Below are 12,364 nucleotides of genomic sequence, written 5' to 3'. Positions count from 1 at the left end.
GGCGGCCGAGCCGATCGTCAATCTGCGCACCTTCTCCAATCGCAACTTTGCGATCGGCTGCCTCTTGCAGTTCTGCATCGGCATCGGCCTCTACGGCCTGACCTACATCTATCCGCGCTATCTTGCCGAGGTGCGCGGCTACAGCGCGCTGATGATCGGCGAGACCATGTTCGTCTCGGGCATCACCATGTTCCTGGTCGCACCGCTGGTCGGCCGGCTCATGGTCAAGCTCGACATGCGCTACATGATCGCGTTCGGCCTGATCGTGTTCGCGATCGGCTCCTACCAGATGACCTGGATCACCCGCGATTACGACTTCTACGAGCTGCTCGTGCCGCAGATCCTGCGCGGCGTCGGCATGATGTTCGCGATGGTGCCGACCAACAACATCGCGCTCGGCACGCTGGCGCCTGACCGGGTGAAGAACGCCTCGGGGCTGTTCAACCTGATGCGCAATCTCGGCGGCGCGGTTGGCCTCGCGGTCATCAACACCGTGCTCAACGACCGTACGGACCTCCACATCACGCGCCTGCAGGAGCGCGTGACCTGGGGCAATGCGACCGCTACCGAAACCCTGACCATGCTGATGCAGAAGTTCCAGGGGCTCGGCGATTCCACGCTGATGGCGATGAAGCAGCTCAGCCAGATCGTGCATCGCCAGGCCGTGGTGATGAGCTTTGGCGACGCCTTCTTCCTGCTGACCGTGTTCTATCTCGCTCTTAGCCTGCTGGTCACGCTCTTGAACAAGCCGGCCTCCATGACCGGCGGCGGCGACGCGCACTGAGGCGACACGATCGGTGTCGTCGCCCGGCTTGACCGGGCGACCCCACCACACACTCGGTGTCATCGCCCGCGAAAGCGGGCGATCCAGTATTCCAGAGGCGCTTGTTATTGATCGAGAAGCCGCGGCGTACTGGACCCGCCTTCGCGGGGAATGACAGTGGGGTGTGAGGCGGCGCACGCACCAAATTGCAACACTCGTCCGTGATCTCGCAGGACCCCCGTTGCAAACCGGAAACGGTACATCTATAAAGCGCACCTCATTCATTCGAACCGGGGAGAGATTTGCATGACTATTTCGCTTTCGCAGATCGCGCGCCCGTGCTCGATGATGTTCTGGCTCGGTGTGTGCTCGACCTCCTAGAGGTCCTTTCCGCCCGCTTCGATTGGGCTCCAAGTCCCGATCGCTCCGCTTCCCAAGTCAAAATCAGTCTCAAGTGACGCCGTCTCGGCCCTCGCGGCCGGCTTGCGTCCATCGATGGAGCCGGCACGCGCGAAAAGCGGCCGGATGATGTCATGACCGCTCTGTCAAAAAAGCCCGCGGCGATACGTGTGGTGCTGCCCTTCGTGTTCCGGCACTGGCTGAAGCAGCCGGGGCGGACGCTCGCCATCGTCTTTGGCCTGCTGGGTGCAACCGCCGCCGACCTGTTCATGCCGGTGTTTTCGGGACATCTGATCGATGCCCTGACGCGCGGGCCGTCCGATCCCGACGCGCGCCACGCCGCGCTGGTGGCATTCGGCGCCATCGTGGCGCTGGGTGCGGCGTCGATGGTGCTGCGGCTCGCGGGGCTCCAGGCGATCGTGCCGTTCACGCTGAAGATCATGGCGGAGGTCGCGCAGGACGCGTTCACGCGCGTGCAGCGCTTCTCGACCGACTGGCACGCCAACTCCTTTGCCGGCTCCACCGTGCGCAAGGTCACGCGCGGCATGTGGGCGCTCGACCTGCTCAACGACACCCTCCTGCTGGCGCTGCTGCCCTCGCTGGTGGTGCTGATCGGCTCGATGATCCTGCTCGGCGTGCACTGGGCTTCGCTCGGCGGGGTGATCGCGCTCGGCGCGCTGGTCTATGTCACGATGACGGTGCTGTTCTCGACCCGCTACATCGCGCCGGCCGCGCGCATCTCCAATGCCTGGGACACCAAGGTCGGCGGCACGCTGGCGGACGCGCTGACCTGCAACGCCGTGGTGAAATCCTTCGGCGCCGAAGCGCGGGAAGATGCGCGGCTCGCCCGCGTCATCAACCGCTGGCGCACGCGGGTGCGTCGCACCTGGTTCCGCTACAACTACACCGCCATGGCGCAGCTCTCGCTGCTGCTGTGCCTGCGCGCGTCGGTGATCGGCGGCTCGGTGCTGTTGTGGATGTCGGGGCACGCTTCGCCCGGCGACGTCACCTATGTGCTGACGAGCTACTACGTGATTCACGCTTACCTGCGTGACGTCGGCATGCACATCAACAACCTCCAGCGCTCGGTCAACGACATGGAGGAACTGGTGGCGATCCATGACGAGCCGATCGGCATCGCCGATGCGGTCGACGCGCGGCCGATCGCGATCGAAGGCGGCAAGATCGTGTTCGACGACGTCACGTTCCACTATGGCGGCCATCGCGCGCCGCTGTATGACGGACTGTCGCTGACGATCCGCGCCGGCGAACGTGTCGGTCTGGTCGGCCGTTCCGGCTCCGGCAAGACGACCTTCGTCAAGCTGGTGCAGCGGCTCTACGACGTCTCCGGTGGTCGCGTGCTGATCGACGGCCAGGACATCGCGCTGGCGACGCAGCAATCGCTGCGCAGCCAGATTGCGATCGTGCAGCAGGAGCCGATCCTGTTCCACCGCACGCTCGCGGAGAACATCGCCTATGGCCGGCCTGGTGCCAGCCTAGAGGCCATCGAACAGGCGGCGCGGCTGGCGAATGCGCACGACTTCATCCTCCGCCTGCCGAAGGGCTTCGGCACCCTGGTCGGCGAGCGCGGCGTGAAGCTGTCGGGCGGCGAGCGGCAGCGCGTGGCGCTGGCGCGCGCCTTCCTGGCGGACGCGCCGGTGCTGATCCTGGACGAGGCGACGTCGAGCCTCGATTCGGAATCGGAGGCGCTGATCCAGCAGGCGATGGAGCGGCTGATGAAGGGCCGCACCTCGATCGTGATCGCGCACCGGCTGTCGACGGTAAAGAGCCTCGACCGGATCCTGGTGTTCGACCGCGGCGAGATCGTCGAGCAGGGCACGCATGCGCTGCTCGCGGGCAAGCCGGGGGGCATCTATCGCGGCCTGTTCGAGCGCCAGGTGGTGGAGCTCGGACACGTCGCAGCAGCGGAGTGACAGGCGTGCGGCAGCGGGGCGAACCTCCCGCTGTCACGCCGCCCAAGGATGGAATGAGATGAAGGACCTGACACGCGGCTCCATCGTGGGCCACATCCTGAGCATGGCGCCACCGATCGTGGTCGGCATGATCACGATCATGATCTGCCAGCTCGTCGACCTGTACTTCGTCTCGAGCCTGGGCGAGGCGGCGATCGCGGGCGTCGCCGCGGCCGGCAATGCCGGCTTTCTCGTCAACGCGCTGATGCAGGTGCTCGGCGTCGGCACGGTGGCGCTGATGGCGCACGCCGTGGGACGCAAGGACCGCGGCGACGCCAACCTCGTTTTCAACCAGTCGGTGGTCCTGTCGGTGCTGTTCGGGGTGCTGACCCTGGTCGCGGGCTTCGCCTTGTCGCGTCCCTACATGCGCGCGGTTGCGGCCGATGAGGCCACGGTCGAAGCCGGCACGGTCTATCTGCTCTGGTTCATGCCGGCATTGGCGCTGCAATTCGCGACGCAGGTGATGGCGTCCGCGTTGCGGGCGACCGGCATCGTGCGGCCGAGCATGCTGGTTCAGGCGCTGGCCGTAATCATCAACATCGCGCTGGCGCCGGTCCTGATCCTGGGCTGGGGCACCGGGCACGCGCTCGGTGTCGCCGGAGCGGGCCTTGCCAGCTCGATCGCCGTCTTCATCGGCGCGCTGATGCTGCTCGGATATTTCCTCAGGCTGGAGCGTTACGTCGCCTTTCATCCTGCGCAATGGCGGCCGCAGCTTCGGCAGTGGAAGCGGATCCTCAATGTCGGCCTGCCCGCGGGCGGCGAGTTCGCGATGGTCTTCATCATCATGGCCGTGGGCTATTACGTGCTGAGCGTCTTCGGCTCGGCGGCGCAGGCCGGGTTTGGCATCGGCACGCGTCTCCTCGGCCTGATCCAGATGCCGGCGCTCGCCATCGCTCTTGCCGCGGGCCCGATCGCCGGCCAGAACTTCGGCGCCGGCAACGGCGCGCGCGTGCGGGAGACCTTCGTCAAGGCGGCGCTTGTCGCGACCGCCGTGATGATTGTCTTCATGATCCTCGCGCAGCTCGCGCCCGGTGTTTTGCTTGCCGGCTTCTCCAGGGATCAGGAGACGATGACGGTCGCGTCGCTCTTTCTGCGGATCGTCTCGTTCAACATGGTGGCGCAGGGGCTGATCTTCACCTGCTCCAGCATGTTCCAGGGGCTCGGCAACACCAAGCCGGTGTTGTGGACCTCGGCAACGCGGGTCCTGACCTATTCCCTGCCGTCGATCTGGCTCTCGACGTGGCCCGGCTTCCGGATGGAGCACGTCTGGTATTTGTCGATCGCGACGACAACGTTGCAAGCCGCCCTGAGCGTCTGGTTGTTGCGCCGCGAGTTCGACAAGCGCCTTGCGCTGCCGCCGCAGGAGAAGGTTGCGGAGGCGGCAGCCCCCGCGCCGGTCGCGCCTCCCGTCAGCGAGCCCGCGTAGCGACGGATTGAAGGGACACGCGCTTGTCCCCCACCCACGGCTCCGGCTAGTTTGCCGCGCCGTGGGCTGGCCTGCGAATCTGCCGGGGATATGAATGACCGAGGTGTCGAACGAGCAGGGCCGAGCGTCCTGGCTCTCCGCGATCTGGGCGGCGCGCTACCGCACGCCGGCCCGTTTCGTCGCGCTGATCGCGCTGCTGCTGCCATGGTCGACGACCGGGCTGACCTTTGCGCTGGTGCCGTGGCTGATCGCCTTCGCGTTCGTCGACCTCCGTGAATTCCCGCGATCGCTGCTGCGTCCGATCTGCCTGCTGCCGATCGCGCTGGTCGCCCTCGCGCTGGTCGGCACGCTGTGGTCGGATGCGCCCTGGCCTGAAAGGCTGCATGCGCTCGGGCCGCCGGCAAAACTGCTGGTGATTCCGCTGCTGATCTACCAGTTCGAGCGCTGGCCCTACGGCAAATGGGTGTTCGCGGCGTTCCTGGTCTCCTGCGCGCTGCTCATGCTGTACTCCTTCACTGTTGCGATCGACCCGAGGCTCTCGCTGAAACTCTATTTCTCGCGCGGGCCTTACCAGGTCGAGAGCGGGATTGCTGTGCGCAACTACATCGACCAGAGCCAGGAGTTCGCCCTCTGTGCGCTCGCGCTGGTCTATCCGGTCGTGGCGCTGGTGCGCCAGGGCCGCATCCGGATCGCGGCGCTGCTCGCGCTCCTGGCGGTCGGCTTTCTCGCCAATATGATGTTCGTCGTGGTCTCGCGCACGGCGCTGGTCACGCTTCCGGTCCTGGTCTTGGTGTTTGCGCTGCTGCATTTGCATTGGCGTGGCGCGCTCATCGCCGCCGGCGCGATCGTGCTGCTCGCAGTGTCGTTCTGGTCCGTCTCGCCGCATCTGCGTGCGACCGTCGCAAAGTTCCAGACCGACTATGAAAGAAGCCTGGAGAGTAACAGCACCTCGATCAGCGGCATGGGCTCACGTCTGGTGTATTGGCGGAAATCGCTGGGTTTCATCGCTGAGGCGCCGCTGATCGGCCACGGCACCGGGTCGATCCGCGGCCTGTTCGCACGCGTGGCCGGTGATGCCGACGTCGATCCCTTGCGCGGCGAGGTCGTCAGCAACCCGCACAACCAGACCCTCGCTGTTGCCGTGCAGTGGGGCGTCGTCGGGATCCTGGTGCTCTATGCGCTGTGGTTTTCGCACCTCTTGATGTTTCGCGGCGAGGGGCTGGCCTGCTGGATCGGACTGCTGGTCGTGGTGCAGAATATGCTGTCCTCGCAACTCAACACGCATTTGTTCGACTTCACCTCGGGTTGGATCTACGTGCTCGGTGTCGGCGTCGCCGGCGGCATGGCGCTCGCCGCGAAGAAAACGCAAGGCTAGAACGTGCCGATGCTGTTCCAGACGAGGGTGGCGCCGGACAGGAACAACAGGCCGAGCACGACATCGCCAAAATGCTTGTCGCTCAGCGCGTGATAGACGCGCGCGCCGGCCCATGCACCGATCAGCGTGCCGGGAAAGGCGACAGCTGCCAGCCAGACCACCTTGAACGCGACGAGGCCCGACGCCGTCTGCAACACCAGCGCGGTGGCGAGCACCGTGAAATTGAAGAGCTGGAAGATGCCGCGCCGCTCGTGCTTGTTCCAGCCGCGTATATTGGCCCACAGGATCGGCAGCGGTCCGGAGAGGCCCGCAAGTCCGCCCAAAATGCCGCCGGCAAAACCGATCGCACCGTCGGCGATCCGGCCGCCGAACGTGACGGCGAGCGGCTTCTTGTTGAGATAGAGAGCGGACGAAAAAATCAGCAGCAGCACGCCGACGCTCAGCTTGAACACTTTTGGATCGGCCGAGGCCACCATCATGGTCCCCAGCGGCACGCCGATCAGCCCTCCGATCAGGAACGGCCAGACCAGCGAGAGATCAAAACTCTTCCACATCGACGGCAGCGTCGAGGTCTGCGCGATCACCGAGCAGATCAGCACCAGCGGCACCGCGAGCGAGGGTGGCAGCACATAGAGCCAGATCCCGAGCGCCATCAGCGCGGTGCCGAACCCGGCCAGCCCCGAGACGAAGCCGCCGGCCAATGCACCAAACAGCAGCAGCGCGTAGGTGAGCGTTTCCACCAATCATTTCCTGTCGTTAACGGTGATGCCGCGCGGTTGATCGCGACCGGCATCCGCTTCTGGCGCATAGCACAGATGCGGCCGGGACGGTCAATTTCAAAACCGCACGCAAGCGTGATCCCAGGGGGCGGGCGTTCGCGGAAGACGCGCCTACATGACGCCAGTACTTCAATTTCGGGCCTGCCGGAAATCGCCGCGCCCTCCCTGATGAGATGATGGAGCATGATCATGACCCGCATGAATATTGCCGTTGCAGCCGCGCTATTGTCGGCCGCCGCCATGATGCCGACATTGGCGCAGGCGCAGTTTTCCGAGCCCGCGGCCTATCAGGCCGCCCATCCCGACCGTGATGTGCTCAATGGCGGCCAGCTCACGCCTGCAGGACGCGCGGCCCGTGGCGAGACGGCGGCGCCGAGCGAGGCCTATGCGGCTTATCCGTCAGCCGTTGCGCCGGTGGTTCGCCCGCGCCACCGCCGTCACCATCAGTAAGAAGGCTTATTGTTTGAGCATGATCTAGTCGGAAAATCGCTGCACACTTTTGCCGATCATGCTCTAGACGATCTGCCTGGTGTCGGCGGGCCTGTGCAGCGCGCCGACCAGGATGCGCAGCGCTTCCGTCAACTCCACCCTGTTGCGCGCTGCGCCCAGCGAGACGCGGGCCGCGTGTGGCGGGGTGCCGTCCACGGTGAAGGCATCGCCGGCGACGATTGCAAGACCATTCCGCAACAGATGTGCCGCGACGTCGGGGCGGCCCTCGGGCAGCCGCAGCCAGAGATGATGGGCGGCGGGCTTGGCCAGGAACTGAAAACCTTTCAGCGTGCGTTGTGCCAATTGTTGGCGGCCGACCGCCTCGTTGCGAATCGCGGTGATGATGCGATCGGCGATGCCGGTCTCGATCCAATGCGTTACCAGCGCGACCATCAGGGGGGCCGGCATCTGCACGGTGGCCTGTAGAGAGCCGCGCATCTCCTGCTGCGCGCCGATGTCTGGCGTCACCAGATAAGCTACGCGCAGCGCAGGCGCGATGCATTTTGACAGCGTGGTGGCCAGATATGTGCGCTCCGGAATGAGGTTGGCGATCGGCGATGCCGCGCGGTCGAGCAGCCCGTAGGCGTCATCCTCGATCAGAATCGTATCGGCATCGCCGATGATCTTTGCGATGGCGTCACGGCGCGCCGGCGAGAGCGTCGCGGTGGTCGGATTGTGCAGCGTCGGGATGAGATACACGGCCTTCGGCCTGTGCGCGCGGCAGGCCTTCGCCAGCGCATCGGGCAGGATGCCGCCGTCATCCATGGCGACGCCGACGAGCTTGATGCCGAGCCGCTTAGCGGCGGCCTTGATGCCGGGGAAGGTGAGGGCCTCGGTCAAGACGACATCGCCGGGCCGCGCGAGGTGGGCGAGCAGGTTGAACAGGATGGTCTGCGCGCCGGGAAAGATCACCAGCCTGTCGGCATGTGCGTGCGGTACGCGGGCGCGCAGCCAGCGCGCCGCGACCTCGCGCTCATGCGTGCTGCCTCCGGGCGGCTGGTAATTCAGGAATGCGGTCAGCCCCGATTGCGCGCGGAGGGTTTCCATCCCGGCAATGATGCGCTCGTCGAGCTGCGCCTCCAGCGGATGCGGCGGCACGTTCATCGAGAGGTCGATCGCGACCGGATGCGGCAGGTCGACCGCGCGGCGCGCGCTGGTCTCCGACACGAACGAGCCCTGTCCGACGCGGGCTTCCATGATGCCGCGGCGCCTCGCCTCGGTGTAGGCGCGCGTCACCGTGGTGAGGTCGATGCCGAGCGCTTTTGCCAGCGCGCGCTGGGTTGGCAATTGCTGGCCGCGCACCAGCCGGCCGGCGGCGATGTCGGCCTCCATGGCCTCGACGATGCGCTGGTAGCGCGGCCCAGACAGCTCCGAGATTGTAGGGGTCCAATCCATGCAATTTAGCCCCATTTCCTTTGAATGTATGGATGCAAGATAATATTGTATGGATCAGTGAAAAGGAAGAGGTGCTGTCATGGCAACCGGTTCAGTCTCCCTGTCAAAGGCGATGTGGCGCGGCTTTTCGGGCAAGTGTCCGAACTGCGGCGAAGGACATATGTTCGGCCGTTTCCTGAAAGTCGCGGACGCTTGCCATCATTGCGGCGAGGAGCTGTTTCACCAGCGCGCCGATGATTTCCCGGCCTATCTCGTCATGGTCGTGGTCGGCCACCTCGTGGTGCCGGCGATCCTCGCGGTCGAGACCGCCTATGCGCCGGCGGTGTGGCTGCAACTGGCGGTGTGGCTGCCGGTGACGCTGTTCGCGTCGCTCGCGCTGCTGCAACCGACCAAGGGCGCTATCGTCGGCCTGCAATGGCAGATCGGCATGCACGGCTTCGAGGCGGGCAAGCTGCGGCGCGAGGCCGGTGCTCTCGCGCCGGTGCTGGTGAAGGCGGACACGCGTACGGCCTGAGTAGCCGCGGCGTTTACATCGCGCGCCCGGCCGCTACACTCCATCGTACAAACAAGAACGATGGAAACGCCGATGGCCGCACGCGCAAAAACGTTCCTGCTCTGTCATGGCGCATGGTCAGGCGGATGGGCCTGGAAGAAGATGCATCCGCTGATGGCGCAGGCCGGTCACCGCCTGGTCGCGCCGACCTACACCGGACTTGGCGAGCGCGCGCATCTCGCCAGCCCCGCCGTCGATCTCGACACGCATATCCGGGACGTCCTCAACGTCATCAAGTTCGAGGACCTCAGCGACATCGTGCTGCTCGGCCACAGCTATGGCGGCATGGTCGCGACCGGTGTTGCCGATCGCGCGCGCGAGCGCGTGACGCAGTTGATCTATCTCGACGCCTTCGTGCCGCGCGACGGCCAGTCGCTGTTCGATCTCAACGAAGCCGGTCGCGAGCCGATGCGAAAGGCAGCCGCCGGGGCTGATGGCTACCGCATCCCGCCAAATCCGCCGCCGCCCGATACGCCGCAGGCAGATCTCGACTGGCTCAATGCGCGCCGCATCAACATGCCGATCAAATGCTTCGAGACGAGATTGAAGCTTCAACATGGCGAGCCGGCGATGCCGCGCAGCTACATCTATTGCAAGCGCATTCCGCCGGGCGACGTGTTCGGGCAGTTCGCGCAGCGCACGAAGAGCGAAGATGGCTGGCGCTATGTCGAGCTTGATGCGAGCCATGCGCCGAATGTGACCGCGCCGGAGGCGTTGATGGCGGTGTTGCGGGAGATCGTCGCTTAATTCCCCGCTGTCATTCCGGGGCGTGCGCAGCACGAGCCCGGAATCCATTTCTCCTCCGTCTCTGCCGCATGATGGATTCCGGGCTCTCGCTTCGCGAGCCCCGGAATGACACCATTTGAATGGTTGCGCTCGCGCCCCAAATTGGTGAGGGGCCCGATGCGTTAACACCGAGCCCCCCGTCGCAAGATATCAGCCGGCCTGTAAGCCGGGTTCTGTAAGGCACCGTCCGCTTGCGCGAACGATACGTGACGGCCATTCCTCTGGGACCATGTTTGCACATGGCCTCGAGCAACCTACCCGGACGGCGGGCCTGACATCGCCCCGCGGCGTTATCGCTTGCGCGAACAGCCCGCTACGCCGTCCCTATTCGGTTTTGCTCCCGGTGGGGTTTACCATGCCGGCTCCGTTGCCGGACCCGCGGTGCGCTCTTACCGCACCTTTTCACCCTTACTTCCTCCGAGGAGGAAGCGGTTCGTTCTCTGTGGCACTTTCCCTGGGGTTGCCCCCGCCGGACGTTATCCGGCACCGTATGTCAAGGGAGCCCGGACTTTCCTCCCCGGCGGCCTTTCGGCACTTGCCGGAGCGGCCGTCCGGCCGACTGACGGGGCAGGCATGGGCATTTATGACGGTTTCGTCAAGCTGATATCGCCGTGCCGGCTTCGCCCGAAATAATTTATCCTGAAGATGTCGTTTGGAGCGCGTTCCGTTCGACTGGATGTCGGCGATCCAGCCGTGCAACAGGAGTGAAGCGATGCAGTATTTGCTGATGATCTACCAGAACGAAGCCGAGTACGCGAAGGTTGACACCGGAACCACCCAGAAGATGTCGGCGGAGTATGAGGCCTTTACGCAATCCATCATCCGGAACGGCAATTTCAAGGCCGGCGACCGGCTTCGTCCGACGACCACTGCCACCACCGTCCGCGTGCGCGACGGAAAGACGCTGACCACCGACGGCCCGTTTGCCGAGACGCGGGAGCAACTCGGCGGCTATTACCTGATCGAGGCGAAGGACCTCGATGCGGCGATCGAGATCGCCGCGCGGATTCCCAGCGCGCGCATCGGCTCGATCGAGGTGCGTCCGATCTGGGTATACGACAAGTGATGGCGCAGCCGCGTTTCGACGCATGACCCCTTCCGAGATCGACAGGATCTTCCGGGACGAGGCGGGGCGGGCGCTGGCCACGCTGATCCGCCTCGTCGGCGATTTCGATCTCGCCGAGGACGCGCTGCAGGACGCCTTTGCCGTCGCGCTGGAGCGCTGGCCTTCATGCGAGCCGCCGGACAATCCGCGTGCCTGGCTCGTCAATGTTGCCAAGCACAAGGCAATCGACCGCATTCGCCGCCAAGCCGTCTTTCGCGGCAAGCAGCAGGCGCTGGTGCATGAACTCGAACTCAACGCGCAGGCGCCCGACGAGCCGCCGGCGATGCTCGACGACGACATGCTGCGGCTGATCTTCACCTGCTGCCACCCCGCCTTCGCGCCCGAGGTCCAGGTCGCACTGACGCTGCGCACCGTCTGCGGGCTCTCGACCGCGCAGGTCGCACGCGCCTTCCTCGTCGGCGAGGAGGCGATGGCGCAGCGGCTCGTCCGCGCCAAGCAGAAGATCAGGCTCGCCGGCATCCCCTATGAAGTGCCCGAGCGCGATGCGCTGGCGCCGCGGCTCGAGGGCGTGCTCGCCGTGATCTATCTCGTCTTCACCGAAGGCTATGTCGCAACTTCGGGCGCGGATTTGATGCGGCCGGATCTTGCGGTCGAGGCGATCAGGCTGGGGCGCCTGCTCGACCGGCTGATGCCCGATCGCAGCGGCATCAAGGGTCTGCTGTCCCTGATGCTGCTGCACGATGCGCGCCGCGCCGGGCGCGAGACGGCAGCCGGCGATGTCGTGCTGCTGGAAGAGCAGGACCGCACGCTCTGGGATCGCGCGCAGATCGAGGAGGGCCTGCGGCTGGTGGACGACGCGCTGCGCATGCCCGGACGGCCGCAAGCCTATGCGGTGCAGGCCGCGATCGCAGCGCTGCACGCACGTGCGCCAGGCTTTGAGGCAACCGACTGGCCGCAGATCGCCGGGCTCTACGAGGTGCTGTTGCGTATCAATCCGTCGCCGGTGATCGAGCTGAACCATGCGGCTGCGGTGTCAATGGTCGATGGACCCGCGCGTGCACTCGATCTTGTCGACGCGACTGCCGCGCGCGGCGGACTCGACGGCTACGAGCTGTTGCCCGCGGTACGCGCGGATCTGCTGCGGCGGTTGGGGCGGAAGGAGGAGGCGCGCGAGGCGTATCGCGTGGCGACGGAGGCAACGCAGCTGGAGCCGCTGCGGCGGCTCTATGCGCGGCGGGTGAGGGAGATGGAGTAGCTGCCACATACTCCGTCATTGCGAGGAGCGAAGCGACGAAGCAATCCAGACTGCGTCCGCGGAGACAGTCTGGATTGCTTCGCTGCGCTCGCAATGACGGCGTGG

Annotated in this window: 11 protein-coding genes and 1 other RNA gene; 9 read left to right on the top strand and 3 right to left on the bottom strand. The window is 65.5% G+C overall.

What is annotated here, in order from left to right:
- The 4 genes from PMI42_RS13040 to PMI42_RS13025 all read left to right on the top strand — a co-directional run.
- Positions 1-784: MFS transporter (locus PMI42_RS13040; RefSeq protein WP_008134754.1), on the top strand; the 784-nt coding region annotated here is incomplete at its 5' end.
- 512 nt (positions 785-1,296) lie between these two features.
- Positions 1,297-3,096 (top strand): ABC transporter ATP-binding protein, encoded by a 1,800-nt coding sequence (locus tag PMI42_RS13035; protein WP_008134753.1) that lies wholly within the window; start codon positions 1,297-1,299, stop codon positions 3,094-3,096.
- 58 nt (positions 3,097-3,154) lie between these two features.
- Positions 3,155-4,561, top strand: a complete 1,407-nt coding sequence (locus PMI42_RS13030) for an MATE family efflux transporter (protein ID WP_008134752.1) — start codon at positions 3,155-3,157, stop codon at positions 4,559-4,561.
- 94 nt (positions 4,562-4,655) lie between these two features.
- On the top strand, positions 4,656-5,936 hold the full coding sequence (locus PMI42_RS13025; protein WP_008134751.1) for an O-antigen ligase family protein: 1,281 nt from the start codon (positions 4,656-4,658) through the stop codon (positions 5,934-5,936).
- Here the strand turns inward: PMI42_RS13025 and PMI42_RS13020 are convergent.
- Positions 5,933-6,676 (bottom strand): sulfite exporter TauE/SafE family protein, encoded by a 744-nt coding sequence (locus PMI42_RS13020; protein ID WP_008134747.1) that lies wholly within the window; start codon positions 6,674-6,676, stop codon positions 5,933-5,935. The two genes, PMI42_RS13025 and PMI42_RS13020, sit on opposite strands and share 4 nt — an antisense overlap.
- A 228-nt stretch (positions 6,677-6,904) precedes the next feature.
- Here PMI42_RS13020 and PMI42_RS13015 point away from each other — a divergent pair, with 228 nt between their 5' ends.
- Entirely contained in the window at positions 6,905-7,165 is a 261-nt protein-coding gene (locus tag PMI42_RS13015) for a hypothetical protein (RefSeq protein WP_008134746.1), read from the top strand.
- Positions 7,166-7,228: 63 nt separating this feature from the next.
- Here PMI42_RS13015 and PMI42_RS13010 read toward each other — a convergent pair whose 3' ends face one another.
- On the bottom strand, positions 7,229-8,599 hold the full coding sequence (locus PMI42_RS13010) for an aminotransferase-like domain-containing protein (protein ID WP_008134745.1): 1,371 nt from the start codon (positions 8,597-8,599) through the stop codon (positions 7,229-7,231).
- A gap of 79 nt (positions 8,600-8,678) precedes the next feature.
- On the opposite strand from PMI42_RS13010, the gene PMI42_RS13005 reads away from it, so the two are divergent.
- Together PMI42_RS13005 and PMI42_RS13000 are read left to right on the top strand one after the other, a co-directional pair.
- On the top strand, positions 8,679-9,113 hold the full coding sequence (locus PMI42_RS13005) for a DUF983 domain-containing protein (RefSeq protein WP_008134743.1): 435 nt from the start codon (positions 8,679-8,681) through the stop codon (positions 9,111-9,113).
- 72 nt (positions 9,114-9,185) lie between these two features.
- A complete protein-coding gene (locus PMI42_RS13000) occupies positions 9,186-9,899 on the top strand; it encodes an alpha/beta fold hydrolase (protein ID WP_008134741.1) in 714 nt (237 codons plus the stop codon).
- A gap of 185 nt (positions 9,900-10,084) precedes the next feature.
- Here the strand turns inward: PMI42_RS13000 and rnpB are convergent.
- Positions 10,085-10,501, bottom strand: an RNA gene (gene rnpB, locus PMI42_RS37460) — RNase P RNA component class A.
- 149 nt (positions 10,502-10,650) lie between these two features.
- On the opposite strand from rnpB, the gene PMI42_RS12995 reads away from it, so the two are divergent.
- Both PMI42_RS12995 and PMI42_RS12990 read left to right on the top strand, forming a co-directional pair.
- Complete coding sequence (locus tag PMI42_RS12995; RefSeq protein ID WP_008134739.1) at positions 10,651-11,004, top strand: YciI family protein; 354 nt, start codon at positions 10,651-10,653, stop codon at positions 11,002-11,004.
- Positions 11,005-11,026: 22 nt separating this feature from the next.
- A complete protein-coding gene (locus PMI42_RS12990; RefSeq protein ID WP_008134737.1) occupies positions 11,027-12,259 on the top strand; it encodes an RNA polymerase sigma factor in 1,233 nt (410 codons plus the stop codon).
- The last annotated feature ends 105 nt before the right edge of the window (positions 12,260-12,364 follow it).

Origin of the sequence: Bradyrhizobium sp. YR681 (genome assembly GCF_000282615.1) — a bacterium.
Classification (GTDB): Bacteria; Pseudomonadota; Alphaproteobacteria; order Rhizobiales; family Xanthobacteraceae; genus Bradyrhizobium.
Note: the sequence above shows the minus strand (reverse complement) of the source record. Positions and strands in the feature narration are given on the sequence as shown.